The sequence below is a fragment of the Pseudomonas extremaustralis genome (genome assembly GCF_900102035.1).
GTDB lineage: Bacteria > Pseudomonadota > Gammaproteobacteria > Pseudomonadales > Pseudomonadaceae > Aquipseudomonas > Aquipseudomonas extremaustralis.
The window spans coordinates 2,737,642-2,763,893 of record NZ_LT629689.1; the positions used below are offsets into that span (position 1 = coordinate 2,737,642).

Annotated in this window: 29 protein-coding genes; 25 read left to right on the forward strand and 4 right to left on the reverse strand. The window is 55.5% G+C overall.

From position 1 onward, the window contains the following. Positions 1 to 42 precede the first annotated feature (42 nt). From BLR63_RS12460 to BLR63_RS12475, 4 genes are read right to left on the reverse strand one after another with little or no spacing between them, the layout of a single operon-like run. Positions 43 to 840: an amino acid ABC transporter ATP-binding protein gene (locus BLR63_RS12460; protein ID WP_034128263.1), complete on the reverse strand. Its 798-nt coding sequence runs from the start codon at positions 838 to 840 to the stop codon at positions 43 to 45. A gap of 8 nt (positions 841 to 848) precedes the next feature. Further along, a complete protein-coding gene (locus BLR63_RS12465; RefSeq protein WP_010565152.1) occupies positions 849 to 1,508 on the reverse strand; it encodes an amino acid ABC transporter permease in 660 nt (219 codons plus the stop codon). Positions 1,509 to 1,517: 9 nt separating this feature from the next. After that, positions 1,518 to 2,168: an amino acid ABC transporter permease gene (locus tag BLR63_RS12470; protein ID WP_010565151.1), complete on the reverse strand. Its 651-nt coding sequence runs from the start codon at positions 2,166 to 2,168 to the stop codon at positions 1,518 to 1,520. 30 nt (positions 2,169 to 2,198) lie between these two features. Beyond that, positions 2,199 to 3,050, reverse strand: coding sequence for a transporter substrate-binding domain-containing protein (locus BLR63_RS12475; RefSeq protein ID WP_010565150.1), 852 nt, complete (start codon positions 3,048 to 3,050; stop codon positions 2,199 to 2,201). Positions 3,051 to 3,228: 178 nt separating this feature from the next. On the opposite strand from BLR63_RS12475, the gene BLR63_RS12480 reads away from it, so the two are divergent. The 25 genes from BLR63_RS12480 to BLR63_RS12600 all read left to right on the forward strand — a co-directional run bounded on the left by BLR63_RS12480 (position 3,229) and on the right by BLR63_RS12600 (position 26,089). Further along, positions 3,229 to 4,155, forward strand: coding sequence for a LysR substrate-binding domain-containing protein (locus tag BLR63_RS12480; protein ID WP_010565149.1), 927 nt, complete (start codon positions 3,229 to 3,231; stop codon positions 4,153 to 4,155). 114 nt (positions 4,156 to 4,269) lie between these two features. Next, positions 4,270 to 5,484, forward strand: coding sequence for an aminopeptidase P family protein (locus BLR63_RS12485; RefSeq protein WP_010565148.1), 1,215 nt, complete (start codon positions 4,270 to 4,272; stop codon positions 5,482 to 5,484). 319 nt (positions 5,485 to 5,803) lie between these two features. Then, positions 5,804 to 6,553 carry a caspase family protein gene (locus tag BLR63_RS12490; protein ID WP_010565147.1) on the forward strand — a complete coding sequence of 250 codons (750 nt, stop codon included), beginning with the start codon at positions 5,804 to 5,806 and terminating at the stop codon, positions 6,551 to 6,553. A gap of 115 nt (positions 6,554 to 6,668) precedes the next feature. Continuing rightward, entirely contained in the window at positions 6,669 to 6,893 is a 225-nt protein-coding gene (locus BLR63_RS12495) for an AlpA family transcriptional regulator (protein ID WP_010565146.1), read from the forward strand. Between the two features lie 5 nt (positions 6,894 to 6,898). Beyond that, positions 6,899 to 7,744 (forward strand): ParA family protein, encoded by an 846-nt coding sequence (locus BLR63_RS12500; protein ID WP_010565145.1) that lies wholly within the window; start codon positions 6,899 to 6,901, stop codon positions 7,742 to 7,744. A 79-nt stretch (positions 7,745 to 7,823) separates the two neighbouring features. Then, positions 7,824 to 8,033: a hypothetical protein gene (locus tag BLR63_RS32370; protein ID WP_010565144.1), complete on the forward strand. Its 210-nt coding sequence runs from the start codon at positions 7,824 to 7,826 to the stop codon at positions 8,031 to 8,033. A gap of 14 nt (positions 8,034 to 8,047) precedes the next feature. Then, the gene (locus tag BLR63_RS12510) at positions 8,048 to 9,637 is read left to right on the forward strand and encodes a ParB family protein (RefSeq protein WP_010565143.1); all 1,590 of its coding nucleotides are present in this window, start codon (positions 8,048 to 8,050) and stop codon (positions 9,635 to 9,637) included. Beyond that, a complete protein-coding gene (locus BLR63_RS12515; protein WP_010565142.1) occupies positions 9,634 to 10,182 on the forward strand; it encodes a DUF2857 domain-containing protein in 549 nt (182 codons plus the stop codon). The genes BLR63_RS12510 and BLR63_RS12515 overlap by 4 nt, the downstream gene beginning before the upstream one ends. Further along, complete coding sequence (locus tag BLR63_RS12520) at positions 10,179 to 11,369, forward strand: STY4528 family pathogenicity island replication protein (protein ID WP_034128264.1); 1,191 nt, start codon at positions 10,179 to 10,181, stop codon at positions 11,367 to 11,369. The genes BLR63_RS12515 and BLR63_RS12520 overlap by 4 nt, the downstream gene beginning before the upstream one ends. Positions 11,370 to 11,633: 264 nt before the next feature. Continuing rightward, a complete protein-coding gene (locus tag BLR63_RS12525; protein WP_010565140.1) occupies positions 11,634 to 12,389 on the forward strand; it encodes a PFL_4669 family integrating conjugative element protein in 756 nt (251 codons plus the stop codon). Continuing rightward, positions 12,386 to 12,904: a DUF3158 family protein gene (locus BLR63_RS12530; RefSeq protein ID WP_034128265.1), complete on the forward strand. Its 519-nt coding sequence runs from the start codon at positions 12,386 to 12,388 to the stop codon at positions 12,902 to 12,904. Before BLR63_RS12525 ends, BLR63_RS12530 begins: the two co-directional genes overlap by 4 nt. Further along, entirely contained in the window at positions 12,901 to 13,356 is a 456-nt protein-coding gene (locus BLR63_RS12535) for a single-stranded DNA-binding protein (RefSeq protein WP_010565138.1), read from the forward strand. The genes BLR63_RS12530 and BLR63_RS12535 overlap by 4 nt, the downstream gene beginning before the upstream one ends. Positions 13,357 to 13,584: 228 nt before the next feature. Then, entirely contained in the window at positions 13,585 to 15,552 is a 1,968-nt protein-coding gene (locus BLR63_RS12540) for a DNA topoisomerase III (protein WP_010565137.1), read from the forward strand. Positions 15,553 to 16,640: 1,088 nt separating this feature from the next. Continuing rightward, the gene (locus BLR63_RS12545; RefSeq protein ID WP_010565136.1) at positions 16,641 to 17,222 is read left to right on the forward strand and encodes an STY4534 family ICE replication protein; all 582 of its coding nucleotides are present in this window, start codon (positions 16,641 to 16,643) and stop codon (positions 17,220 to 17,222) included. Between the two features lie 70 nt (positions 17,223 to 17,292). Next, positions 17,293 to 17,550, forward strand: coding sequence for a hypothetical protein (locus tag BLR63_RS12550; RefSeq protein WP_034113377.1), 258 nt, complete (start codon positions 17,293 to 17,295; stop codon positions 17,548 to 17,550). A gap of 100 nt (positions 17,551 to 17,650) precedes the next feature. Beyond that, complete coding sequence (gene radC / locus BLR63_RS12555; RefSeq protein ID WP_010565135.1) at positions 17,651 to 18,145, forward strand: RadC family protein; 495 nt, start codon at positions 17,651 to 17,653, stop codon at positions 18,143 to 18,145. A gap of 52 nt (positions 18,146 to 18,197) precedes the next feature. Beyond that, positions 18,198 to 18,944 (forward strand): DUF5983 family protein, encoded by a 747-nt coding sequence (locus BLR63_RS12560; protein WP_010565134.1) that lies wholly within the window; start codon positions 18,198 to 18,200, stop codon positions 18,942 to 18,944. Positions 18,945 to 19,050: 106 nt separating this feature from the next. After that, entirely contained in the window at positions 19,051 to 19,593 is a 543-nt protein-coding gene (gene pilL2, locus BLR63_RS12565) for a PFGI-1 class ICE element type IV pilus protein PilL2 (RefSeq protein WP_010565133.1), read from the forward strand. Continuing rightward, positions 19,590 to 20,261 carry a chemotaxis protein gene (locus BLR63_RS12570; RefSeq protein WP_010565132.1) on the forward strand — a complete coding sequence of 224 codons (672 nt, stop codon included), beginning with the start codon at positions 19,590 to 19,592 and terminating at the stop codon, positions 20,259 to 20,261. The genes pilL2 and BLR63_RS12570 overlap by 4 nt, the downstream gene beginning before the upstream one ends. Positions 20,262 to 20,270: 9 nt before the next feature. Next, positions 20,271 to 20,990, forward strand: coding sequence for a TIGR03759 family integrating conjugative element protein (locus tag BLR63_RS12575; protein ID WP_034128266.1), 720 nt, complete (start codon positions 20,271 to 20,273; stop codon positions 20,988 to 20,990). Next, positions 20,972 to 21,520 (forward strand): lysozyme family protein, encoded by a 549-nt coding sequence (locus tag BLR63_RS12580; RefSeq protein WP_010565130.1) that lies wholly within the window; start codon positions 20,972 to 20,974, stop codon positions 21,518 to 21,520. Before BLR63_RS12575 ends, BLR63_RS12580 begins: the two co-directional genes overlap by 19 nt. Then, a complete protein-coding gene (locus BLR63_RS12585) occupies positions 21,517 to 22,032 on the forward strand; it encodes an integrating conjugative element protein (protein WP_010565129.1) in 516 nt (171 codons plus the stop codon). The genes BLR63_RS12580 and BLR63_RS12585 overlap by 4 nt, the downstream gene beginning before the upstream one ends. A 9-nt stretch (positions 22,033 to 22,041) precedes the next feature. Continuing rightward, positions 22,042 to 24,201 carry a type IV conjugative transfer system coupling protein TraD gene (gene traD, locus BLR63_RS12590; RefSeq protein ID WP_010565128.1) on the forward strand — a complete coding sequence of 720 codons (2,160 nt, stop codon included), beginning with the start codon at positions 22,042 to 22,044 and terminating at the stop codon, positions 24,199 to 24,201. 40 nt (positions 24,202 to 24,241) lie between these two features. Beyond that, positions 24,242 to 24,970 (forward strand): TIGR03747 family integrating conjugative element membrane protein, encoded by a 729-nt coding sequence (locus BLR63_RS12595; protein WP_010565127.1) that lies wholly within the window; start codon positions 24,242 to 24,244, stop codon positions 24,968 to 24,970. 138 nt (positions 24,971 to 25,108) lie between these two features. Beyond that, complete coding sequence (locus tag BLR63_RS12600) at positions 25,109 to 26,089, forward strand: integrase domain-containing protein (RefSeq protein WP_010565126.1); 981 nt, start codon at positions 25,109 to 25,111, stop codon at positions 26,087 to 26,089. Positions 26,090 to 26,252 lie beyond the last annotated feature (163 nt).

Consider the following 26,252-nt stretch of genomic DNA (forward strand, 5'->3'; position numbering starts at 1 on the left):
TAGTTTGATCACAAAGTAAGACCATATTGATGTAAATGCAATTCAATTTACACTGCCACCATTCTGCCGCTCATTCCATGACGTAAGGAACTGAAGTAAGCGAGGGCTGGTGGGAGCCCCAAATATTTGGCTAGGAGGTCCCTGTTCCTCTACGCGACCATCAGCGAGAAAGACGACTTTATCCGATACCTTTGCCGCAAATCCCATCTCATGCGTCACGATAACTAATGTCATACCTTCACTCGCAACGTCCTTAATGACATTGAGCACCTCTCCTACTAATTCGGGGTCTAAAGCTGAGGTAGGCTCGTCAAACAGCATAATGCTGGGTTCCATCGCCAACGCTCTGGCTATTGCCACCCGTTGCTGTTGACCTCCGGAGAGTTGACTCGGGTAGCTGGAAGCCTTATGAGCGAGACCGACCTTTTCAAGCTGGGCCTCCGCCATTGCATATGCCGCAAGTTTCGGCATTTTTTTTACAAGCCTCAGGGGGGTGGCAACATTATCAAGAACACGCATATGCGGCCATAAATTGAACTGTTGAAAAACCATGCACACCTTGCGAAGCGAACTCTGGATTGTGTTTTCGGGTAATTGGTACAAACCTCCAGTAACAGAGCTTCCGTAACCAATAAGGCGGTTATTTACCAATACCTCACCACCGTCATATTCCTCAAGAAAGTTTATACATCTCAGCAACGTTGATTTACCAGATCCAGAACCTCCGATGATGCTAACAACCTCGCCTTTTGCGACGGTGAGTGAAATGCCTTTGAGCACTTCATGCTGGCCATAGCTTTTTTGCAAATCACGAATTTCTATAGCGTATGAATTGGACATGCATAACCTCAGCGCTGCAGATAGTTTTTAAAATGACGCTCAGCTCTGGAGCCAATGCCAGCTAGTACAATGGCAATAGCCCAATACGTCAACGCCAATATCGTATATGGTTCCAGCATCGAGTAGCTCTGAACAGCAATTGTCATCGCCACATTAGTTAACTCAGCGACTGTTATAATCGACAAAACAGACGACTCTTTTAGTAGAATTATCGTCTGCCCGACAACTGCTGGTACGCACCGAGCCATCATCTGCGGCCACAGCACAACTCGAAATGCCTGGGTACCTGTCAGTCCCAGATCTCTTGCAGCTTCGAGTTGACCTTTTGGAATTGACTCACGTCCAGCACGAAATATCTCTGCAAAATAGGCTGCACCATACAACCCTAGACCTATCAATCCTACGGTTTCTGCAGTCCAGTCAATACCTATGTATGGTCCCCCATAGAAAACCAAAAATAATTGTAGAAGAAGCGGCGTACCCCGAAAAACATTTAAATACAGCTGATATAAAAAGGCAGCTGGTTTGTTATTAGGCTTGTAAAAACTCTGTAACGCCAGGCCTAAAACCATCCCCAGCGCAATTCCCCCAATACTCATTTTCAGCGTAACGCAAATCCCGGCTAGGATTGAGCCACCGTACTCGTCAAACAGACCAATGCCAATCAAAGGCACCTCCTATGCAATTTTTAGCCTAGCTTCCAGCCAGTTACCCACCCGTCCAGTCGCCATTGTTAGGGCCAAGTAAAGCAGTCCAGTCACGATAAAGAATTCGATGGGGCGGTAGGTAGTTGAGGCAAGGGTTTGAGCTGTCCTCATAAGCTCATGTACAGCGACAGCAGAAATCAATGAGGAATTTTTAATGATATCGATAGTTTCGTTTACAAGAGCAGGCAACATGGCCTTCAACACCTGGGGTGTTTTAATATAAATCAATGCTTGCCAGCGCGACAGACCAAGATCTCTGGCCGCCTCAGTTTGACCGTATGGCAGAAGCTGGAAACCGGAGCGCAATATTTCACCCTGGAAGGCTCCACTATTCAAAGTTAACGCGACAATCGCGGCGGCCAGTGGAGGTAAACTTATCCCAATAGAAGGCAGTGCATAAAATACTAGAACAAGCTGTACCAACAAAGGCGTGCCTCGAAAGAAGCTTACATAAGCAGCGCAGAACATCCGGAGCCACCTATGCTCACCCATCAGACCAAGGCAAACAGCCCAGCCCACCACCAGCCCTAACGCAATAGCGGTCAAAGATACCCATAGTGTGGTAAACAGGCCTGCCAAAAGCTGTGGCAAATAGTGGGCTGTAGCTGTTAAATCAAACATACCTAATTTTCCCGACTAGCATTACTGCATTCAGTTTATCGGTGCTGGAACAGCATCAGTAGGTAGAGGCATTTCGAAGCCGAACCATTTGCGCTGGAGCTTGGCTAACTCACCACTTGCGTTCAGCTTTGCAATACCGTCACTGAAGAATTTAACAAGAGAGGCGCTGTCAGCATCTTTACGACCGGCCCACGCATAGTATGTCGGCGGTCCGAAGGGAGGCTGTACAATTTCAAATACATCTCCACGTTCCTTGATTAAAGGCGCGAGATTGGGTAGGGATTGAACGACTGCATCGACGCGACGGGAGGCCAAAGCCGCATAAGCCTCATTATAGTCCATAAATGCCTTGATTTCTTTCACGCCCGAGTTCTTCGTAGGCTGCAGTACAGTCCGCTCATACTCCTTGAGCACGTCGATTTGTGGGGCTCCAGCTTGACTTCCTACTACCATGCCAATCAAATCTTCGGCACTATTGATCCGAGCGTCTCCTTTACGCTTCAATACTGCCACACTAGCAGTGGAAAAAGGCAAGGTAAAAGCAAAACTTTCTGCTCGCGCCTTAGTTATAGTAAGTGACGTGGCAACGAAGTCGAATCTTTTGCTGGATAATCCAGGAAGTATGCCCTGAAATGGCACATCTAATTGTTTAAGTTTGACCCCGGGCAAATCAAGCATAATCGCGTCGAGCAAGTCTTTCCCGTACCCGACAATTTTACCGTCCTCGATCATCTCAAAAGGCGCATAACGTGCTTCGGTTGCGACGACAATCTCGCCACGCCCCTTGATGTCAGAAAGTAAATCAGCCTTAGCCTCAGCAGCTGCAAAGGACGCTAAAGTGCCAACTAACAATGGAGTCAGCAGCGAGTACAGTGGTCTCATGACGCGATCCTTTCGATGAGTTACGAGTAGAAGTGGGCGAATCGGTTGGCGCTCACACAGCATGTCCACAACCGAAATCATGAACAAACGGCTATTTTTAACGTCGACTCATTAGGTTTACTAATGTCGGCATGACTCATGCTTGTACTGGTAAAATCCCAACTGCTGGAGCCTCGTCATGTCTCGTGCCCTACCTTCTCTTGAGGGATTGCGCTACTTCGATGCTGCTGCACGGCACTTGAGCTTCACTCGCGCATCAAAAGACCTGTTCCTTACACAAAGCGCTGTAAGCCAGAAGATTCAAGCGCTTGAGCAGGAACTGGGCTATGAGCTTTTTTATCGCCTGCCTAGGGGCTTGAGGCTTACGCACCGCGGTGAACGCTTGCACATCGGAGTCGACCAAGCGTTGAGGCTTTTAGGAACGACTTTGCACCAAATTGGAGATGAAGAGCTAAGTGGCACGCTAAAAGTGCGCGTGATGCCCTCCTTCGCTAGCAAGTGGTTGCTGCCGCGGATGCCATCCTTCAATCAAGCCTACCCTGGCATACAGTTGGAGGTAGAAGCGGATCTGAGTACCCCTAATTTCAATAGCGACGGCGTCGACTTGGCAATCAGCTGCGCTTGGACTGACAATGCCAAGCTCTCTCAGCTACACCTATTCGATGACCTCGTTTATCCAGTAGCCAGCGCGGATTTGTTGGCACGATTAGAAATCAAAGATTATGGTGATTTGTGTCAGACGATCTTGTTACATGACTCTATGCCTCACGCTGCCTACAGCACCAACTGGGACGCTTTTTTCTCCCGGCACAGCCGCTACGATATCAATACCCGTGGAGGCTGCTCATTTTCGCGGGCAGACCTTGTGTTGCAGGCGGCTTGTGATGGCCAGGGGGTCGCGTTAATGCGGCATTCGCTGTGTGCCAAAGAGATAGCAAACGGTACTTTGGTCAGGCCGTTCCCTGAGGTAATGCAAGATGGCCAAGTATGGCTAGTGCACCCTAGCATCCATGAAGACCGCCCTAGGGTTCAGGCGCTGAAGAAGTGGATTAAGAGCGAGGTGGAGCAGCACCTGTCACAGCGGCGCTTGAACCTAGGTAGCTAGATATCTGCCTGAGCCATAAGCTCTGCTAATAGTACGGAATTAAAAATCGTCATTTGTTCCTATTGGGCGTGAAGGAGATGCTACGCGCTGCCTTCACTAGACAGGAACCTCGGCATGAGCATGCCTAATTACATTACACTTCAAAATGGACCTAAAACACGGTCTACTTTCAGTGTGAAGGAAATGTCCCGACGCCTTCAACTATTACGTCAGCATATGACCAACACCAGTTTGGACGCCATTGTATTGAGCTCAATACACAACATAAACTATTTTGGCGACTTCCTCTACTGCGAGTTTGGGCGTAGCTACGCATTAGTAGTAACGCACGATAGCTCCATTCTTATCACGACCAATATTGATGGAGGCCAAGGTTATCGCCGCAGCTGGGGAGATAATCTTGTCTATACAGACTGGAAGCGTGATAACTATTTTGTTGCTCTACGTAAAGCAATCCCATTAAAATCTCGCCGTATAGGCGTAGAGTTCGATCATCTATCCCTCGATAAATTTCGCAAGGTAGAAGCCGCTCTTGACAATGCGGAACTAATTGGCATCGCGCCTGGCACCAACCGTATTCGCATGTTCAAGTCAACCGAAGAAATCCAGCTGATTCGTATTGGTGCAGCCGTAGCGGACGTAGGAGGTGCGGCTTGTTTAGAGGCGATATCTGAAGGTGTGCCTGAATACGAGGTAGCACTTGCAGGGACGGCTGCAATGACCAGGGAAATTGCTAAGCGCATGCCTTACTGTGAGCTTCGTGACACGTGGACGTGGTTTCAATCCGGCCTGAATACTGATGGCGCCCATAATCCCGTTACCAGTCGTCGAGTTAAATCCGGCGATATACTTTCAGTTAACTGTTTTCCGATGATCGCAGGCTATTTTTCTTCATTAGAACGAACGGCTTTTTTGGGTGAGCCAAATGCCCAGCAGCGTCGCATATGGGAAATCAACTGCAAAGTACACCAACGCGGGCAAGAGATAATTAGACCAGGGGTTCGTTGCTGCGATATTGCGGCAGAGCTAAATGAAATCTATCTACAAGCGGATCTGCTCAATTATCGCACTTTCGGTTACGGTCACTCAAATGGAGTCCTTTGCCACTATTACGGACGGGAGGCTGGGCTCGAATTACGCGAAGATATCGAGACGGTGCTAGAAACGGGCATGGTGGTATCGATGACACCAATGGTAATGCTACCGGAAGGTACGCAAGGTGCTGGCGGATATCGAGAGGGCAGCGTGCTCATTGTAAATGACAGGGGTGCGGAAAATATTACGAAATTAGGCTCTGGGCCTGAGCACAATATAATCAATCTTCCCTAGCTATTAACATCCAGAGCGGTTCAATTGATCAAGAAGTTCCAAACATCAAGAATCTGCATCATTGATTAATGATATCTGCACCTCTGGGTCATGTGGAGGATACCTAATCAGAACCCGAATTTTTGGTTAAGAGACCGAGATTGTGGCTCTGGATCGCGTAAAAAATCGATTGCTACTCGGGTATTGCTTTCTGGTAGCACTCGAAATTAAATGACCTCACCGATTTGGTCGATGGAGGAAACAGCTAGCATGAATCGCTAGTTTGAATATTGATAGTCGGTGAGAGGCCTATCCATTAGGAATGGAGGTCCGTCACGCTATGGCTATTAATGTTTTTAATTCGCATAGCAAAAGCTTCTATCGCCCTATAGATGCAGCATTGCGCTGGTGCAATCTCACTCGCTACGAAGCCCAAATTATGCACGCGGATTGGTCTCGTCCTGAGAACCTTGCAACCCTCTTTCCCCGATGGCCCAATCTTCACATCGCTGTCGAAAGGATTTTAGACGCCATACGCAATGGAGAACTGCCGTACGGCTGCCTCGGCGTTTCTGTTCCTTTGGGAAGCTACGTAGAGCCCTATCAGCTGACCATACGCCATTCAGACTTACGCCGCTGGATGGAAATTCATTATCCCGACCATAAGCCCAGCTTTTTATTCGAGTCCGGTGAGGATACATCTGCAAAGGTCAGTCTCGGAACGTTTCTTTCAGTGAAAGCAGATCGAGACGAGTTATCGAGAGCGTTGAAAGCGCAACAGCAACACATTCAAGAAATCTTGGGAGAACTCCAGTCGATTGGACTTGAAAGAGATGATCTCAAAGCCTTGGCCAAAACGAATGGTCAACTCAGCGAGCGTAGTGAACTGACCTATCACAATATGATCGGGGCATTGGTCAGCCTTCTTTTGGACCATTCGCCCGCCGGAAAACCTCTTTCGGTATTCACGAATCAAGCAGCCATCGTCGACGCCATTGTCGCCCGTCACAAAGATGTGCCCGGCCTCAGCAAGCGGACGCTGGATGAAAAGTTTGCTGTGGCCAATCGTAGCCTCAAGAAAAACAACTGATCCAGTCAATTGCGTTGCAATGGGCTTGATTGCAGTGCAATGACTCAGCCGCGCTAGTGCGATTCAATCCAAGTCACTTCCCACCACGCGCCAACAGGCGCCAGGAGTGACTAGCATGTCCAACCCATCGGTACCCGAACCCGAAGCGCCTCAACCCCAACGCCACATCATGCGACGTGAAGAGGTTGAACTAAAAACCGGCTTCAAACGTGCGCATATTTACAACCTGATGAAGGAAGGCAAGTTCCCGCGGGCGAAGCGTATCGGGCTGCGCGCGGTCGGCTGGGACTCTCTGGAAATCGAACACTGGATTGCAGAACGCCTTTCACAACAGGAGTGAGGGTGATGCACGTGGTCTCGGTGGTTTCCACCAAGGGTGGTGTAGGCAAAACTACAGTAGCGGCGAACCTCGGCGGCCTGTTGGCCGATGCTGGTCTCCGTGTTCTGCTCTTGGATCTGGATAGCCAACCCACCCTCTCCAGTTATTATTCATTGAGCCAGAAAGCGCAGGCAGGTGCGTACGAGCTCATTGCACTCAATCTAACAATACCTGAACGAATAATTTCTAGGACTGCAGTCGTCGGTCTCGACCTGATTTTCTCTAATGACGATCAAGGTCGACTGAGCACCTTGTTGCTACATGCCCCTGACGGACGACTACGCCTACACAATTTGCTCAACGATTTGCATCTCAATTATGACCTGCTTTTGATTGATACTCAGGGAGCCCGCAGTGTGCTGCTGGAAATGGCCATCTTGGCCTCCGATCTCGCCCTCTCTCCCATCACGCCGGAAATGCTCGCTGCCCGCGAAATGCGTCGGGGCACCTTAAAACTACTGAGTGAGCTCGAACCGTTTCGTCATCTAGGCATCGACCCGCCGCCGTTGCGGCTCTTACTGAACCAAGTGAACGTCAATCGGCTGGACACCCGGATGATCATCCGAAGCCTGCGCGAGAATTTCCCAGAGGCTACCAAGATCTCGGTTCTAGACACCGTAATCCCGGATCGGGTGGCGTATCTCAATGCCGCCTCCCTAGGCTTACCGGTCCACCGAATAGACGCTCGCCCGTCGAGTAAACGCCGGCGCTCGCAGTCTGCGCTAGAAATCATGCAGGCGCTGGCCATCGAATTATTCCCTGAATGGCGTGAAGCGATCTCTTCGGTAATGAGGTGTGCGGAGCCTCGATAAAAAAATCGCCCAATCAGCATTTCACCGATTTTTTTTTGATCGACCTTGAAGCCAATAGAGCTTGGTAAGGAGTTTTCTAATGTTGGATCAGTTTCCTATCGTTGTTCAGCCTTCCATTCGACCACGCGACGCGGCTTGCGAGAAGTACTGCACCGTGGCTTTTCGTTTGCAAGGGGGGCGCTCGGCCATGGTGTGTTTCCTCGCAGAACTCTCCCAACATTTCGAAGGTTCAGGGACTGCCGAAATCGTGAAATTCGAGGTCGGTGACCATTTACGTAGCCGACGTTAACCGAGGCGGTTCCAATGAAGAAGCTCAGTCAGGAGGAAATCACCGACAAGCTGCACCAGGACCACTTCACTCAAGGTCCTGGACTGGAGCGACTGTCCGATCCCGTCATCGACACTCCCATGCTGGTCACTCTGGAACAGTTACGTCCCTACGAACACAACCCACGCTTCATTCGTAACCCGGTTTATGACGATATCAAGGCGTCGATCCGTGAACGCGGGCTGGATCAACCGCCACCGATAACCCGCCGACCGGGTGAAGCCTCTTTCATCATCCGCAACGGCGGTAATACGCGCTTAGCCATTCTCGGCGAACTGTGGCAGGAAACTCGCGACGAGCGTTTCTTTCGGATCCACTGCCTGTTCCGACCTTGGAGCAATGAAATCACCGCCCTACTCGGCCATTTGGCGGAAAGCGACCTGCACGGTCAACTCACGTTCATCGAACGGGCGCTGGCAGTAGCCAAACTCAAAACCATGCTTGAGTCCGATGGCGCAGATCTCTCACAACGGGAGCTGGCTCGACGTCTTGCCGCTGGAGGCTATCCGATTTCGCAGTCGCATATCAGCCGTATGATGGACACCCTCGAACACTTATTGCCTGCCATTCCACAAACTCTGTATGCCGGATTGGGTAAGCCTCAGATAGAGCGCCTGATCGGTCTACGTAGTCAGGCTGAGCGAGCCTGGAACCGTTATCCAACCGCTGCCGTTTCATTTGCAGAGTTCTGGCTAGAGACCATGAGCTACTTCGATGGCGATCCTGAATCTTTTGATCTTGAGCAGATCCAGGACGAATTGCTCGAACGCATGAGCCACCTGCTTGGACAGTCCTACCGTATGCTGGCCCTGGAGCTGAGCGATACCCAACGGGTCGTCGCCACGCCTAGGGCTGTCACCACCACGCCTTCAGAAAACAGCCATCGGCCAAGCGGGCATGAAACTGCGGCAGAGTCGCCCTCCTCCGACCCTAACCCCGAATCAACTGATGCCCAGAGCAAGATAGAGCCAATTTCAGAAGAACGACTCACAGCCCCCGAAAAAAATACTTCACCTGCGGTCAGTCATCTATCACGCGTTCAACAGATTCGTGAGCAAATCGATCGCGAGATCTCCACCGAGCCGACGTCTCCAGTCGAAACCTGCCCAATCGACGACATTTGGATCATCACACCACAGCTGGATACACCTGAACAACTGCGTTTAGCCATTGCTGGACTGGCTCGAGAAATGGCGGCCTATGCCGGAGATGCCGAGAGCATCATTGATCAAAAGCGTGGCTTGGGCTTCGCCCTGAACATTGAGCGACTCGATCTTTCAGCGCCTCGCTCGACGGGCGTTCACCTAATGCTCCTGGCCCTGTTACGGGCTCAAGACGAGGTGAACTGGGAGGATCGCAAGCAAATCCCCTCCGCACTGTTCGGGCAGTTGTTGCTGGGGGTCTATCAACTCCCTCTACCAGATAGACCAGTCACGGACGTGGGTCTGGAGCGACTGCCTGACAGTATGCTAATCAAACTGTTTCGCCTGATCCGCTTGGCCCGGCGCCTAATCGACTTAACACTCATCTTTGAAGACAAAAACTCACCGGAGGAGCTGAGATGAACTTGTCCTTCAATATGCTCAATCAAGCCATGCTAACCCAGGTACTGCACGAACTACGCCTGGGCAACCTGCAACGCTGCAAGGCACTTGGACTGAGTGAGGATGACATCTTCATGCTGCAATCCTTACCACCGACCACGTTATCGCGCCTGGCCCATGCCACTGTCCCTTGGCTTGAGGTCAAGATTGACTCGCCGGTGCTGCATCGTTTGATCGAACAAGCTGAACGTGATGAACAGAACGAACGGTTGATCAACCGAGCGCTCAAGCTCGGCGCCAGCAGCACCATCATGTATCAGTGCTTCGGCCTGGCGCATTCGGAAACAGCCATGCGCCGGCGTCTACTCAAAATAGAAACCCGTAAAGGCCGCCCCCAACATTTGAGCGAAGCGCAGGAGCATGCGTTGTGGCAACGTTGGTGCCAAATACGAACAGAGGACGGCACCGAGGATAAACTCGACGCCATGATGATGCTTGCCGAAGAACAGCAGATCAGCTTGACCATCGTTTGGCAGCAAATCGACCAGTACAGCAACAAAACATGAATGCTGTTCCTTCCGGACGCTGGCAACGTGTCCTGCAGCAATGCACAAAGCAGCTGCATGAGCGCTGGCCTGCACGCCCAACCACTGAGCAGCCCTCCAACCAGGCTCTACAGGCTGGCTTTCTGTTTAGTGGCCAATCTCACGAAGTCGTGCCACGTCGGCTGCTGTTGGATAGTCGGTTGACGCCGTTGGAACGCAATGCCTGGCAGGTGTTTCGACTCATGCTGCAAGGCCAGGGCGTGGTCACGCCGCGCTATGAGGATTTGCAGCCTTACCTGTCGAGCGTGCCCTACGGTGCGTCAGCCTCCCGTGAAACCATTGCTCGGGTGTTGACGATGCTCAGGTTGACGCGCTGGCTCAGTTTGGTGAGTCGCGGACGCGATCAGCTCAGCGGACGTCTTCAAGGTTCGCTGTATGTTCTGCACGATGAGCCGTTAACCCCCGCCGAAGCCATGGAACTGGATCAGGATTACCTGGCGCTGGTCGGGCATGCCCTCGGCCATGCGACGAAGGCGGTGCGTATTGTCGCTCAGCACGTTGTGGAGGAAGTCCGCCAGGACACGAATATCGATCGTGATCGGTTACCGACGCGGCTCGACAGCTGGGGCGAACACTGGACGCAGCAAGGATTGGATCAGCCAGCCGTTGATGCCTTCCACGATTCCGAACGGGAGGAAGATCACCGCGTTCGGAATCGTGCAGGCCCTCGTTCGGATTCCGAACCGGGCCTGAACGTCAATGTTTCAGACACCGTTCGGAATCCGAACGCCGCCTGTACTGTATTAAAAGAAAGTATTTGTACAGTACCGCGCGCGACCCCAGCGGTGGATAACCTGCACTGGCCCGCTGCGCTGCACCTGAGCCCAAGCGAGCGTCAGGCCGTCGCCGTGGCGCTGAACAAGCTCAAACCAGCGGATCGGCAGGCGGTGCTCAACGAAGCGGGAGCACGTTGTGCGGCCGGTGGAATCCGCAAGCCAGCGGCGTATCTGATGGGCCTGATCCAGCGCGCACTGAAAGGTGACTTTCGTCCTTGGGCAGGTCAGGCCGAACCTTCACCCATTGCAGAATCACCTCCACCCGCTCCCTCGCGGCCATCTCGACAACAGGGCGAACCCGCGTCTGCCCTCGCACAAGCGTGCCTGAATGAGCTGCGCCAACTGCGTGGCAAACGCGGTGGACCTCAGTAGATTTGATGCCAGTGGCATCAAATCCATGGTGTTCCACTCTACGAACACATCGGACCAAACTATGAAACTCTTAGGGAAAAGCCGGGACATCTCTTTCGATGAACGTAGACGTCAGTAGATTTGATGCCGGTGGCATCAAATCTACTGACGTCTCCATAATTAGCCCTCTTAAACCAAACCGAACAGACCGCATTCAGTTTTTTGGCTGCCCTCGACCCTCATCTGTCGCAACGTTCCCGTCCAAGCGAATGCGAGGACAACACCGTGGCCGATCACTATCAACTCAACCTGGGTTCATTGCGCAGCAGCATCACCCTGACCCTGCACACCCACCACGCCGCCCGTATCTGGCAAGGTCGGACCGCACGCGAAGGCGTCCACTCGATCATGGGCATGGCCGGCTACATCAGTGTCACCAACCTGATCAAACAAACCGCGGCCCAGGACGATCCCTATGCCGACTGGGCCATGGTGCAACTCGAAGAAAAGCTGATGCAGGCCAAGACCGGAATGCTGGAACTGACCCAACAGCTGGATCGAATCAGGCAGGACCTGCCGACACAGATCGACATGAGCGACAACCTCAACATCCACCCCGTCACCTTGCCGTTGTACATCGGCAGCCAGCTGGGTTTTCTGGCGGTCTACCTGCTGACCGACTACGACACCCTGGTGCGCCGGACCCTATTGGCCCATCACACCGCCTTGATCGGCCGCGTCGACATGGAAGCCTGGATCGACGACGGCGCCCATCTATTGCGCAGCCTGTTCGGCCAGGCGCAACGCTATCGGCATGCTGGCGTCACACGCGATGACATGGCGGCGAACAACGCGCGTGCCCTGGCGGCCATCGATAAACTGGGTTTGCCCCCCATGGACATTCTTGAGGGTCATCGCCGCTCCCAGTTCGCGCCGCCAATCGTTCGCCGTGGTGCGGCGGCAGTGGATGATGCCGACGCGTTGTTAGAAGACGCGGAGGAGCTGCCTACGACAGTGGATGATCCGGAGGACGAAGCATGAATCCCATGAATCCGGCTCACCCAATGCCCTTCGATACGTTGACACAGGATTCCTATCGACAGCTCGAACACGCAGCCTCCCTAAAAGGCCTTTTAAAACCTTTTAAGGGTAAGGGGGAATTGGAGCACCTGGCGCAGGTGGCGAGGGAAATCGAGGCGCAGTTGTGTCACCTGATGGTGGCTGTGGTGCAGCAGGCCGGACAGCCTCCTTACTCACTGCTGGACATTCGATTGGTGCTGCAGAACACCAGCGCGGGCAGCACCTTTTTGCGTTGGCGCACCCGTGATTTTGCCCGTATGGGGGTTGCGGTCTGGGAACGCCAGGTCCGCAACAACTCCCTGTCCCAGGTCGTGCGCGAAGGATTGCACCGTTTCGAATGCGAGCGCATTGCACTGAACCTACAGATGAGCGTGGTGCATTCGCTTTACCGCCAGGCCTCGACCTGCGCGATCAAAATGGCCAGTGCCGAACGGCTGCTGCGCCAGTTCACAACCGCAGCGGAGATATCACGATGAGTACTTTTTTCGTCGGCGAAGGCAACATCGGCAGTGCGCCAGAATTCCAGGAGTTCGCCTCTGGCAATGACGAGCCGCGGCGTTTGCTACGGCTGAATGTGTACTTTGACAACCCCATCCCACGCGAGGGCAGCTATGAAGATCGGGGCGGCTATTGGGCGCCGGTTGAGCTCTGGCACCGTGAGGCTGAACACTGGAGCACCCTGTACCAGAAAGGCATGCGCGTACTGGTCGAAGGTCGTACGGTGCGCGATGAGTGGGAGGACAGCGAAGACAATGCGCGGGTGACCTTCAAGATCGAGGCCCGTCGAGTCGGCATCCTGCCTCACCGGGTGCACAGCGTGGTCATGCGGGAACGCTCCAGTGAACCGACGGCCGCTCAAAATACTGAGCAGGCCAGCTCGCCGACCTCGAAACCCAGGAAACACAGAGGGCAATCACCTAAGGCCTGAACGACTTCAGGCATAAAAATTGCGCCTTTGCGCGAAGTTCCTGGCCTGTCATTGCTCGCGGCTCATGAAGCCCCCCACCCAGTTGCAAACGCTCCAATAAGGTAGCAGCTTCAGCCCATTCAAAGCCGCCCTCACCGACTAATATGAGGAACCTGCCATTCGGGTTTCTCATATCTCGCACCTGCTACTTCGAACAACGCTGCTCCGAACTCAATCCGGAGTAGTTATATGCGCCTCTTCCTCTGCGAAAAACCTTCCCAGGGTCGTGACATCGCCAAGGTTCTCGGAGCCACTCGGCGTGGTGATGGTTGCCTAATCGGCCCCGAGACAACTGTCACCTGGTGTATCGGCCACCTACTGGAGACGGCCCCGCCTGAAACCTACGGCATTCAGTACAAAAACTGGTCGTTGGATCATCTACCTATCATTCCCGTGCAGTGGCAGGTCGAGGTCAAACCCAAGACTGCCGCGCAGTTCAAAATCATCAAACGCCTGCTCAGCGAAGCCACCACCGTTGTCATCGCAACCGACGCCGACCGAGAAGGTGAGATGATTGCCCGCGAGTTGCTGGAGCTCTGCAAGTATCCAGGCTCCGTTCAGCGCCTCTGGTTGTCCGCCCTCAACGAGGCGTCGATTCGCAAAGCCCTCTCCTCGCTGAAGTCTGGTCAGGAGACCTTCCCGCTCTATCACTCGGCCCTCGCCCGCAGCCGTGCCGACTGGCTGATCGGCATGAACCTCAGTCGTTTGTTTACCCTTCTTGGTCGGCGGGCAGGCTACGACGGCGTTTTGTCAGTGGGGCGCGTCCAGACACCCACCTTACGTCTGGTGGTCGATCGGGATCGTGCGATTGCCGGCTTCGTCCCGGTACCTTACTGGAACATTGAGGTACACCTATCGTCGATGGGCCAGCGATTCATCGCGGCGTGGTTACCGCCATGCTCAGGACGGGACGAGTCGGGGCGTTGCCTACAACAAGTGCTTGCCCATCACGCGGTCCAAACAATCACCGACGAGAAGTCCGCCACGGTAATCTCGTTACATACTGAGCACTTCCGAGAACCGCCGCCCCTGCCCTTCGACCTAAGCACGTTGCAGGAAGTCTGCTCGCGTAAGCTGGGGCTCGGCGTCCAGGAAACCCTGAACATCGCCCAAGCCCTGTATGAAACCCACAAAGCCACCACCTACCCGCGCAGCGATTGCCGCTATTTGCCAGAGAATATGTTCAACGAGGCTCCCGCGGTACTAGACGCCCTGCTCAAAACGGATCCTGCACTCAGACCTGCATTCGAGGACCTCGATCAATCATTGCGCTCCCGCGCATGGAACAATGCCAAGGTCACTGCGCACCACGGCATCATCCCCACCATCGAACCGGCAAACCTGGTGCGGATGTCCGAACAAGAACGCCATGTCTACGAACTGATCCGTAGCCACTACCTAGTGCAGTTTCTTCCGCATCATGAGTTTGATCGGACCCAGGTCGAACTGGCGCGTGGCGAAGAACGATTGACCGCTGTGGGCAAACTGATCTTGGTCCAGGGCTGGAAAAGCTTACTCTCCGAAAACACCGAGGAGGATGAGCCCAGTCACAAATCCCAAGTCTTACCCATCTTGCAAAAGGGAGCGCAGTGCGCAGTGGACAATGCCGAACTCAAATCCATGCAAACGGCCGCTCCTAAACCTCTCACCGAGGGTGATCTGATCAAGGCGATGAAAAACGTCGCCAAGCTTGTCAACGACCCACGCCTGAAACAGAAACTTCGGGACACCACCGGTATCGGAACCGAAGCCACACGAGCCGGCATTATCAAAGGGTTAATTGATCGCGGTTATTTGCTGAAGAAAAAACGCGCCTTGATGGCCACCGCCGCGGCCCATACCCTGATCGAGGCGGTACCAGCAGCAGTCGCAGATCCGGGTATGACCGCAATCTGGGAACAGGCGTTGGACGAAATCGAAGCGGGACGCCTGACCCTAGATGCGTTCGTTGCCAAGCAGGCGAACTGGATTGCACAATTGGTCGAACACTGTGGCGCACTCACCTTGGCGGTACCGGTCGAAGCCGGCCCGACCTGCCCCATTTGCAACGCCTCAATGCTCAAACGAAAGGGCAAATCAGGACCGTTCTGGTCATGCTCCCACTACCCCGACTGTAAGGGAACAGTGCCGATCAGAAAAGATACGCGTCGCTCATGACGCTTCACTGTAGATCGGCATGAGTATTGGGGTGATGTGCTGATCAGTGCATCATCAACGGCGGCTGATCCCTCTCTAAGTCGATAAAGTGTTGTCCGATTTCACGGGCCAAGGCAAAGAAAGTGACCGCGCCTTTATCCTGGCAACCGTCGAACAATTGGCCGCTCATCTCGGCAGTAAGTAACCTCTTTCATCGTGCTCAATGTAGTGGCTTATGCGGGATCGCCCACTGGCTTGACGTGATCCCACCCTCTCTGCTGTAGTGTCTCAGGATCATCGCCAACGGCGACCCAAGACCGAATCGCTCCGGGCAGGTCGGTCGAACTCCTTGAGTTCGGAGCCTTCTCTTTCTGCGGAATTTCATTCCTGATTTGTGCTCGACCTGATCACTGTGGCGGATGACCACTGTTGCCTCTACCAGGCAATAGCGGTCATCCGCTTCAGCGATCGTATTCAGTTCCGGAGCCCACCGGGGAAACACTGGGCACCCTTTGTGCGCGGATGCGTGCCAGCATGTTCCGACCCGGGCCACGACAAGGGTCGGTTGGCGAAGCGTGACGCAGTGAATACAGTTTTGCGAGGAGCTTGTCGACTGCGTACGACCGTCAAAGGTGGCTTTTCTCTTCTTCGCCTGGCACCCCGCCAGGCGCACTCTTCACTTTCTTCAGTCCAGTGACTACCACTATATTCCGGCCATAAAAAATCGGGTGGCAGCGTCTTGACGCTCCCCTATGACAGGCTTATACAAAGGGCGTGGTTCGCTGTCGTTGACAGCCCAGCCCAGGTAGCCAGAACCTTCAAGGCTACGCCACGTTCGTGGTGGTTTACCCAAGTGCGATCAGCGTTCGGAAGCTCGCGCGGTTACCGCTTCAGCGGTAATGAATGCCCACTACCCTATGCTTGCGGATCACCACCGCAGATGCTCCTCTGCTGCACCGCTATTTCCCCAGACGCATCGTTCTGATCGTCATCGGCTTGCCGGTGCCGAGTCGTTCATCGCTCGCCTTCACCTTACCCACCCTGACGGGGGCTCGCTTCCCCGTCAGGGGCTGTGCGTCGCCGTTTTCCCTTGAAACAGGAGAAACACCATGGCCCACGCCAACCACTCCCAAGAAGCGACCACTTACTTCAATCTGCACACCGTCGGTATCGGTTATCTCAACCGTGTTCGTGAAGTACAAGTCCGCCGCGGCCAGCCATTCATGGCTTGCGATATCGCAGCCCTGCACGGTGCCACCGATGCGGTGGAGTACACCCGTTTCGACTGCAAAGTCGCTGGGGGTGAAGCTGAACGCTTGATTCGTCTCTATATGGGCGCCGTCAAAGCCGAGAAAAAGGTCTTGCTGTCGTTCCGTATCGGCGACCTGTGGATCGATCCGTTTCTCTACGAGAAAGGCGATAAACAAGGTCAACCGGGCGCCAGCCTGAAAGGTCGTTTGCTGTTCATTGACTGGATCAAGGTCAACGGCACGTTCGAATACAAAGCGCCCGTCAGGCAGGAAGTAACAGCACCTGCTGAGCAAGCGCCAAACAGTGAGCCATCCCCTTCATCGGCTGATACCGAAGCTGAGGAGACCGCAAACCCAACAGAGGCTCGGGTCGAACCTGAATCTCCACCCGCTCCCCGCACGGCTCGCCGTGATGCTACACGTACCGTTCAGTCCGCCTGAACAGTCCACGATGTTCCCATCAAGGCGCTCCCTCGAGCGCCTTTTCTTCAATCCGCACAAGGGAACCATCATGGAATCGTTCTGGCTTTGCGACGACTGCCTGTTCGCTACTGCTTACGAGGACTACAGCACGTTATCGCTCTATTACACGACGGATGAAATTGAGAAACGCATCGCCGGTATCCATCGTGGACTGGTTCGGTTAATGCCCATCAGTGCCGACTTCGATCCCGAAACTGGCTGGGGAATAAAGGCTTTTTCCCCATTGCCCTGCGACGGTTGTGGTTCACACCTACACGGTCAACGCCACCGATTCACTCGGCTGTAAACAGCGCGTCACCTGCTAACGCCCACAACTCTATATCCACCTCGGGGACACCACTCCCCTCGGGTGTGTACCCCTGATTGTTCCCTTCGGAGGTACCACCATGAGCACCCAACTCACACTGATTGAGACCTCGGATTTCGAGGCTGATCGTATCGTCCAAGAAAACCAGGTGATCGACGAAGCACTGCATATTCTGGATCGTCGGCTGTTCGCCCGCGGCCCTAACCTGATGTCGCCTGACGCCGTGGCTTCATACCTAAAACTGCATCTTGTGCAACAAGAGCATGAAGTCTTCGGTGTGATATTTCTCGATGCCCAGCACCGGGTGTTGGCGTTCGAAGTCCTCTTTCACGGCAGCATTGATGGCGCCAGCGTTTATCCCCGCCAAGTCGTTAAGCGTTCCCTCGCGCATAACGCCGCGGCCGCCATTTTTGTTCATAACCACCCCTCAGGTTGTACAGAACCCAGCCAGGCGGATCGCGTCTTGACGGCACGGCTGAAAGAGGTCTTGGCCTTGATCGAAGTGCGCGTACTGGATCACTTCATCGTGGGTGAAGGTCGTCCACTTTCTCTTGCCGAACATGGCTGGCTTTAATCCTCACAGGCGTCTTCGGGCGCCTTGTCCATTATCATTCTGGAGATCCTTCATGAACCCCACGCACCAAGCTGCAGCCCTGCTGACGGCCTCCAACCCATTTGCTCGCGGTTACGACAACCTTCATATCGAACGGCTGCTACTGATCACCTACGAAGACGACTGCCCTCCCTGCTGTCGACCCGTGCACGACGCACAGGCCCATCTGCCCGACGACGAGCTGCAACTGTTCCCCTGCCTGTTCAATGACGATTTCGCCGTGATCAGCGAAGGCCAATCCATTTCGGATGATTTGGATGAACGCTGCCAGTCCACCGGGCTAGTGCGCCAAGTAATCTACGCTGTGACGGGCGAAATGCTCAACGAGCGGCATCACCTCGGAGATCTGTACTCCCTGGAAGAGGCACAAGCCATGGTACATCGCTTAAGCTTCGAAACGGGACACTACAGTCGAGCCTGGGAAATCAGCACCGCACACCTTCCCGAAGCAGCGATGCTTTATCTGAAAGAGTGGGTCAGTAACTTCGCTCTGCGGCAGACCGGCCTTTTGTTCGAGCTTTTTACGCTTCCAGATTGCTGCGGTATCGGTTGCAAACTGATCGGCACGCCATGGACGGACGATAACTTGTTGAACAATGAGGGCAATCGTTATTCGAGCTTGAGACAAGAACAACTCGACGCAGGCACACCGGAAACCTTGGTCAACGTACTGTATTTGGCGGCATTGGCGGATGTGCGATTGTTGATCTTCGACCCCGACGCTGCCGTCTTGGATGGGCTCGCCATTTTCGATGAATAGCAACGTGTTCAGTGTTAACACGACCCACCTTGAATCAACTTTCTCACTGAATCGTTCCTTCACCTCATGTCAGGTTCTGCACTGAATCTGACATGAGGTTTCTTCCATGGAGCGTTTTTTCACGCCTGTCTGCCTGCTGGGTTTGTTGAGCGCCTGCACCGCGCAAATCCCCGATCCTTTGCCGACCAATCCAGAGATAGACAGTGGCTCCAATCGGGCCCAGCACTCGAAGGGCATAGCCGAAGAAAGCTATCCGGCAGAGCTTCGTTATGGCCGCTACACGCTGGTTAGCACCGAGCCCACCACGGAACAACGCGATCTTCTTGCCCAAATCATTGACGTGAGCATCCCGTCCAGCCTGAACCCTTCAGTGCAGGATGCATTGCAGTACGTATTGCAGCGCTCGGGCTATGCTCTCTGCCCCGTTACCGCGTCGGTGAGGGTGCTGTTTACTCGGCCCCTGCCCGCGGCCCATTACCGGCTCGGCCCGATCTCTTTGCGCCGCGCGCTGCAAGTGCTCGCTGGCCCCGCCTGGCAACTCACGACCGACGAAGTCAGCCGTTCGGTCTGCTTCGAACAGCAGAAAACGGAGGCCGGCGGCGCGCTGATCACACCCGTCTCGCCCCATCTGTTGGAGGCACGCCCATGAGAGCCTCGACGTTTCAAACCCTCATCATTGGGCTGCTTTGCTTGGCGGTCGCCGGCCTGAGCGGTGGTTTGTATAACCAGTATCAACGCGTGGCCGAACTGCAGAGCACGAACACCCAACACCTACAAACCCTGGACACCCTGCAACATGATTCAAGCGCACTCAAGGATGCCCAGGAGAAGCTGCAGTACGCGCTGAAAGACCTGAAGCAGATGGTCGATACTGGTGAGCAACAGGTCAAGACCCTCGATCCGATGTTGGATCAGTGGGCGCAAGAGATACAGGAACTGCGTGATGGTCTGGCAGCCCGCGCCACCCAGGCAGACCTGACAGCGCTGCGCCCACGCCTTGAACAGGTCGAGCAGCAGCTCCTGGAGCACAAGACCCAGCCATCCCCCCCACCGCTGACGCCTTCTGCGACCAAACCGAAAAAGACCGCTCGCCCCAAACCCACCCCGCTCTCGCCACCGTTTTCAGTATTGAGTGTCGAGTCCCGCGGTGGTGAGCGCTTTCTGGCGATCGCACCTCATGACAGTCGCTCGCTCACGGATGTCCGGCTGCTGCATAGCGGCGAGCATCTCGGAACTTGGCACCTGAAAGTGCTGGAGCCGAACTCAGCCATCTTCGCGGTGGCCGCTCAGCCAGATCAGACCGTGCACCTCCCTTGAGTAGTGATCATGAACAGAGCGCTACTGCCCACCGTTGTCTGTCTCGCTTCGCTACTGGCCATGGGCGCTGCGGTGGGCAACCCCGTCGCGACACAGTCACGGATCCAGGACACGCAGTCCGCTCCCCTGGGGCGCTCTGACTCTGAACAGGCGACGAGCTGGGGTCTGACGGAGCAGGAGTGGACGCGCTTCGAACAGATCCAAGCCGGCCCGCGCGGTTTCTGGAGCCCGAACCTCGATCCGTTGACCGCACTCGGGGTCGAAGCCCAGACCGACCAAGAGCGCCAGCGCTATGCCGAATTACAGATAGTGCTGGAAGCCAAACGCGCCGAGCGCGAGTTGGCTTACCAAAACGCTTACACCGCGGCCTGGACCAAGCTGTTTCCCGGGCTGCTGCCGATCCAGGGCATGGCGTCCCCACCCCCTGCCAGCTCATCGGTCATGTCGCGCCAGGCCCTGTTTGTGGAGGACCACTGCCAGACGTGCACCGACGAAGCGCAGCGTCTGCAAAGCAGCGACACGGCGTTCGATATCTACCTGGTGGGCAGCCAAGGCCAGGATGAACGCGTCCGTCGCTGGGCTCGGCAAGCGGACATCGATCCGGTCAAGGTCCAACGCCGGCAGATCACCTTGAACCATGACCGTGGTCGCTGGTTCAACCTGGGTGCCCCGGGGCCATTGCCTGCCACATTTCAACAGGTGAATGGACAATGGCAACGCCTCGACTGAGTGGTATTGCGCTCCTGCTGACAATGCTCGCCGTCCAGGCTGACGAACTTCCGCCTCCTGCCTACCAATTGGCGGCGCATGACGCCGACATCCCTTCTACGGTGCTGTTCGCGATTGCCCTGCAGGAGAGTGGTATCCGCGTCCGTGGTCGACTGCTGCCCTGGCCTTGGACCCTGAACATCGCCGGAACACCCTACCACTTCGCCACTCGCCAGGCCGCCTGTCACGCCTTGCTTCAGGCGCTCGCCCTGCATGACGCCAAGCGGGTCGATGTCGGTCTTGGACAAACCAACCTGGGTTACCACGGGCAACGTTTTTCCAGTCCCTGCGAAGCCCTCGATCCCTACCGAAATCTCGCCGTAACCGCCGCGCTGTTGCAGGAGCATCACGCCGCCACCGGTGATTGGGTGTCAGCTGCCGGACGCTATCACCGCCCGGCAGGAGGAGCGCCCGCCGCGCGTTACCGCGCAGGTTTTTCCCGGCAACTCGAACGGTTGCTGGTTTCCTTCGAACAAGGCACACCACCATGAAGCGAATATCCCTTACCTGCTATCTCATCCTGCTCTTGGCACCTTTCGCCCAGCCGGAACTGAGCGTTGCCGAGGATCAGCCGAGCGACGTCACCCGGCCCCATTTTCAAGTTTCCAGGCCGCCAATAAACAACAAGATCCAGCCTGATCGGGTCATGCATGCGGACCTGTCCACGTTTGCCGATGAAGCCTGGATACTGCCCGTCCGCAGCTTTCACTTGAGCCCCGGCCAGATCATGTCTCGCGCCCTGAGCATGCCTGGTTTGCGGCCATTTGTCCTGGTCGGTGACGATCCCCAGTCGCTGGCTTGGTTGCGTCAACGCGCGACTGAACTGCAGGAAATGGGCGCGGCTGGCCTCGCCGTCGAAGTGGCCGATAATGAAGCCCTGGCCCGGATTCGAGCAGCCGCTCCGGGCATTACCATCCTGCCGGTCAACGGCAACGACATCGCCACCCGCCTGCAGATTGAGCACTATCCCGTCTTGATCACTGCCACCTCACTGGAACAGTGAGTCCAGGTCATGGCCGAGCATGCGATGGAGTCCAAGCTCCGGCCAGCGGTGGAGCTGTACACCGTAGCGATCTGCATCGCTGCCACGGTGTTGTGCGTGTACTCGCCCTGGGCTGTGGCCCTGTCACCCGAGATCGGTCTGGTTGCGGCGCTGGCCTATGCCCTGTTCGGCCTGATCCGGCTGCGACAAGCCTGGGAGGTGCTGCGTTATCGGCGCAATATCCGTCGGCTGCCCCGCTACGAACTGACCAGCCGACAGATTCCAGTCAGCCGTAAGCGTTTGTTTATGGGGCGCGGCTTTCGCTGGACACACCTGCACACCCAGCGCCTGGTCGAAGCCCAGGATCCGGCGGTCGCCCACTATGTCGACCAACCGACCTGTTACCGGCTGGCACGTGAACTCGAACGCCGCCTGGAGCATGCACCGTTTCCGCTCTCGTCACTGGCGCGTGTCACGGCCTGGGACAGCGCCTTCAATCCGTTGCGGCCTTTGCCCCCGGTCGGTGGTTCGCCGCTGTTGCATGGGGTCGAACCCAACGAAACGGAAGTCAGCCTGACGCTGGGCGAACGGGTCGGACACACCCTGGTGCTGGGCACGACCCGTGTCGGCAAAACGCGACTCGCCGAGGTGTACATCACCCAGGACATACACCGCGTTGAACACGAGGTAGTGATTGTCTTCGATCCGAAGGGCGATGCCGACCTGCTCAAACGGATGTACGTCGAAGCCAAACGTGCCGGTCGGGAGAAGGAGTTTTATGTCTTCCATCTGGGCTGGCCAGAAATCTCGGCCCGCTACAACGCCGTGGGACGTTTCGGTCGTATCTCGGAAGTGGCGTCACGCATCGCCGGGCAGCTTAGCGGTGAAGGTAACTCTGCGGCTTTTCGCGAGTTCGCCTGGCGTTTCGTCAACATCATCGCCCGAGCGCTGATCGAGCTAGGCCGACGTCCAGACTACCTGCAGATCCAACGGCATGTGGTCAACATCGACGCACTGTTCATCGAATACGCCCAGCAGTTTTTCGCCAAAACTGACCCGAAGGCGTGGGAAGTGATCGTCCAGTTTGAAGGCAAACTCACCGAGAAAAACATTCCCCGGCATATGATCGGGCGCGAAAAGCGCGTGGTGGCGATCGAGCAGTACCTGGCGGTGAAGCGGGTATTTGATCCGGTACTGGATGGACTGCGTTCGGCGGTGCGATATGACCGTACTTACTTCGACAAAATCGTTGCCTCCCTACTGCCGCTGCTGGAGAAACTCACCACCGGCAAGACCTCTCAACTGCTGGCCCCCAACTACACCGACCTGAATGACCCACGACCGATCTTCGATTGGATACAGATCATCCGTAAGCGCGGCATCGTCTACGTCGGCCTGGATGCACTGACCGATGCCGAGGTCGCCGCTGCCGTGGGCAACTCCATGTTCGCCGATCTGGTCTCGGTCGCCGGACACATCTACAAACACGGCATCGACCATGGCTTGCCTACCGCTGGCAGCAGCGCCGACAAGCTACCGATCAACCTGCACGCCGATGAGTTCAACGAGTTGATGGGCGATGAATTCATCCCGCTGATCAACAAGGGCGGCGGGGCCGGCATCCAGGTGACGGCCTACACCCAGACCCTCAGCGATATCGAAGCGCGAATCGGCAACCGCGCCAAAGCTGGCCAGGTTATTGGCAACTTCAACACCCTGCAGATGCTGCGGGTGCGCGAAACCGCCACTGCTGAACTGCTCACCCAGCAGTTGCCCAAGGTTAACGTGCTGACCAAGACCCTGGTGTCCGGCGCCACCGACACCTCCGATCCTGAAGCCAACACGGATTTCACCTCCTCCTCGCAGGACCGTGTCAGCAGCACCAGTGTGCCGCTGATCGAGCCAGCGCATATCGTCAGTCTACCCAAGGGACAGATGTTCTCCTTCCAGGCCGGTGGCCAGCTCTGGAAAGTCCGCATGCCGTTGCCAAAACCCTCCAACGACGATGCCATGCCCAAGGACCTGCAGGAACTCACTCAGCGGATGCGGGCGACCTACAACGAGCAGGCGAGACAATGGTGGAGCGCAAGCGGTGGCGGCCCGACGCTCGACTTCGATCCAGATCGGGTTACGCCTCCACGCACTTCTTCAGCGGTGGATGCAAGTGTTCCTGCTCAGGAGGCCCCATGACACCGTCAGCCCTGCAGTGCATCTCGCGGAGTCAAGAAGGATGACTTCAGCTCAGAACCCTCCACCGCAACCCATCCAGCGCCCAGGGCTAATCGTCTCGGCGATTAACCTGGTCCTGCACGTCATCGGTTTGCTGATCGCCTCATTGCTGTTCTCGATTCTGATCGAGTGGGCCGGTCTGCTGCTGTTCTGGGGTGATCAAGGCCGGCGACACAGTCAGGCGATGCTGAGCAGCGAACTGGGCTGGCTCAGTGAGCACTTCACATCCTCACTGATTATCCAACAGCCTGGACAGACGATTGTCCAGTGGCTGGATTTCCTCCAGCAGTGGTTACTGGTCAAGACCGGTTTTACGGATTTCGCCCAGCAGGCGCGGGCGTCTAGCCAGGACAACCGCTTCTGGAGCGGGCTCAATCAGCTGTATGTGAGCATCGAGGATTTTGTACTGGCGGCGGTGTATGTCACTTTCACTTTCGTGGTGCGTCTGACCATTCTGGTCTTGGCGACCCCCCTGCTTCTGCTGGCCATGTTCACCGGCTTCATCGATGGTTTGATGCGCCGCGACCTGCGGAAATTCGGCGCTGGGCGCGAAAGCAGCTTTGTCTATCATCGGGCCAAGCGAGCGGTCATCCCACTGCTGATCGTGCCCTGGATTCTTTACCTGTCCCTACCCTTTTCGCTCAACCCAATGGCGGTACTTCTGCCTTGCGCCGTGATGCTCGGGGTCGCCATGGCCATCACGACGGCGACATTCAAAAAATATCTCTGAGTGCGACACGAATGCTTATCTGCGGAAGTGTTCAGGAGGCCAGCTCTTGAGAGGCCCAAGCTCCCGGTCGTAAGGAGCCGCCAGTCTCGCGTTAGTGGACAACCCTCACAGGTGTTTGGCTTCGAGAGGAGTTTGATCATGGCATTGGTTGGTAGACGAGATGGGCGCAATTTTGGCTATGGCCGACAACTGAGTTATGCCGGACCGCAAGCCTTGCGCGATCTTTTTGGTGGTGGGCATTACGCCACGGTCAAGGCGCACAGTGATCGCTGGCAGGCGTTTGTCCGCTGGTGTCGTTCGGAGGATGGGCCGGGGTTTAACGATGCGCGACAGATAGATCGGCAGACCTTGCTGGACTACGCAGGGCATCTGCGCCAACTAGTTGAACAAGGCGCTATCGGCATCGCCACCGCGCAAAACCGGTTGTCCAGCGTGAACCGGACTATGGCGGCGCTTCGCGGCGATCAGTCTGTGGCGGTGCCGAGCCCGAGTAAGGCCTTGGGAATGCGGCGTACCAGTGTTCGTCGCTCGACGCCGCAAGGCCAAGACCATGAGCAGGTGAAGCCGATCGTCGACGTGCTCTGCGAACACCAAATGCCACGCGCGGCGGCCATCGTTCAGTTGGCGCGAGCCACCGGCATGCGCTTGCGCGAGGCCATTTTGGCCGACCTACCGCGCCTAAAACATGAGACCGAACACTACGGCAAAATCAACATCCGAGATGGCATCCAAGGTGGCCGCTCACGTGCGTCGGCGCTTCGTTGGATTACGGTAAATGATCCTATTCGTGACGCGCTGAAATTTGCCGAACAGGTTTCACCCAACGGTAGCCGCAATCTGCTTGCACCGAACGAAAGCTATGTCGATTTACAACGGCAAATCGTCCGCCCCGCACGAGAGATGCTCCATTCGCACAACCTCAAAGGCTTCCACGAGCTTCGGGCCGCCTATGCGTGCGAACGCTATGAACAGAGCACTCATCATCTTGCGCCCATCAACGGTGGCCGTTGCTACCAACTCGACCGACGCCTAGATCAGGATGCCCGAGTGCAAATCAGCTACGAGTTGGGACTCGGCCTTATCGACCTGTTATCGACTTACATTGGTGGTCGAACATGAGTAAGCCATTCGATATGAAGCCGTTGCTACTGCTCGCGAACATAGTCCGACATGATCGGATCGGCCGTGACGTGTGAATTGTGCTGGTGGATCTTTGGGAATGGCATGGTCGTTTCCTATGCGGATGGCTTCGGGACGCGAGACATCAGCAACCCGCACACTT

Coding starts and splice junctions, on each gene's coding strand:
- BLR63_RS12460 (WP_034128263.1), bottom strand. CDS start 840: ATGTCCAATTCATACGCTATAGAAATTCGTGATTTGCAAAAAAGCTAT.
- BLR63_RS12470 (WP_010565151.1), bottom strand. CDS start 2,168: ATGTTTGATTTAACAGCTACAGCCCACTATTTGCCACAGCTTTTGGCA.
- BLR63_RS12475 (WP_010565150.1), bottom strand. CDS start 3,050: ATGAGACCACTGTACTCGCTGCTGACTCCATTGTTAGTTGGCACTTTA.
- BLR63_RS12480 (WP_010565149.1), top strand. CDS start 3,229: ATGTCTCGTGCCCTACCTTCTCTTGAGGGATTGCGCTACTTCGATGCT.
- BLR63_RS12485 (WP_010565148.1), top strand. CDS start 4,270: ATGAGCATGCCTAATTACATTACACTTCAAAATGGACCTAAAACACGG.
- BLR63_RS12490 (WP_010565147.1), top strand. CDS start 5,804: ATGGCTATTAATGTTTTTAATTCGCATAGCAAAAGCTTCTATCGCCCT.
- BLR63_RS12495 (WP_010565146.1), top strand. CDS start 6,669: ATGTCCAACCCATCGGTACCCGAACCCGAAGCGCCTCAACCCCAACGC.
- BLR63_RS12500 (WP_010565145.1), top strand. CDS start 6,899: ATGCACGTGGTCTCGGTGGTTTCCACCAAGGGTGGTGTAGGCAAAACT.
- BLR63_RS32370 (WP_010565144.1), top strand. CDS start 7,824: ATGTTGGATCAGTTTCCTATCGTTGTTCAGCCTTCCATTCGACCACGC.
- BLR63_RS12510 (WP_010565143.1), top strand. CDS start 8,048: ATGAAGAAGCTCAGTCAGGAGGAAATCACCGACAAGCTGCACCAGGAC.
- BLR63_RS12515 (WP_010565142.1), top strand. CDS start 9,634: ATGAACTTGTCCTTCAATATGCTCAATCAAGCCATGCTAACCCAGGTA.
- BLR63_RS12520 (WP_034128264.1), top strand. CDS start 10,179: ATGAATGCTGTTCCTTCCGGACGCTGGCAACGTGTCCTGCAGCAATGC.
- BLR63_RS12530 (WP_034128265.1), top strand. CDS start 12,386: ATGAATCCCATGAATCCGGCTCACCCAATGCCCTTCGATACGTTGACA.
- BLR63_RS12535 (WP_010565138.1), top strand. CDS start 12,901: ATGAGTACTTTTTTCGTCGGCGAAGGCAACATCGGCAGTGCGCCAGAA.
- BLR63_RS12540 (WP_010565137.1), top strand. CDS start 13,585: ATGCGCCTCTTCCTCTGCGAAAAACCTTCCCAGGGTCGTGACATCGCC.
- BLR63_RS12545 (WP_010565136.1), top strand. CDS start 16,641: ATGGCCCACGCCAACCACTCCCAAGAAGCGACCACTTACTTCAATCTG.
- BLR63_RS12550 (WP_034113377.1), top strand. CDS start 17,293: ATGGAATCGTTCTGGCTTTGCGACGACTGCCTGTTCGCTACTGCTTAC.
- radC (WP_010565135.1), top strand. CDS start 17,651: ATGAGCACCCAACTCACACTGATTGAGACCTCGGATTTCGAGGCTGAT.
- BLR63_RS12560 (WP_010565134.1), top strand. CDS start 18,198: ATGAACCCCACGCACCAAGCTGCAGCCCTGCTGACGGCCTCCAACCCA.
- pilL2 (WP_010565133.1), top strand. CDS start 19,051: ATGGAGCGTTTTTTCACGCCTGTCTGCCTGCTGGGTTTGTTGAGCGCC.
- BLR63_RS12570 (WP_010565132.1), top strand. CDS start 19,590: ATGAGAGCCTCGACGTTTCAAACCCTCATCATTGGGCTGCTTTGCTTG.
- BLR63_RS12575 (WP_034128266.1), top strand. CDS start 20,271: ATGAACAGAGCGCTACTGCCCACCGTTGTCTGTCTCGCTTCGCTACTG.
- BLR63_RS12580 (WP_010565130.1), top strand. CDS start 20,972: ATGGCAACGCCTCGACTGAGTGGTATTGCGCTCCTGCTGACAATGCTC.
- BLR63_RS12585 (WP_010565129.1), top strand. CDS start 21,517: ATGAAGCGAATATCCCTTACCTGCTATCTCATCCTGCTCTTGGCACCT.
- traD (WP_010565128.1), top strand. CDS start 22,042: ATGGCCGAGCATGCGATGGAGTCCAAGCTCCGGCCAGCGGTGGAGCTG.
- BLR63_RS12595 (WP_010565127.1), top strand. CDS start 24,242: ATGACTTCAGCTCAGAACCCTCCACCGCAACCCATCCAGCGCCCAGGG.
- BLR63_RS12600 (WP_010565126.1), top strand. CDS start 25,109: ATGGCATTGGTTGGTAGACGAGATGGGCGCAATTTTGGCTATGGCCGA.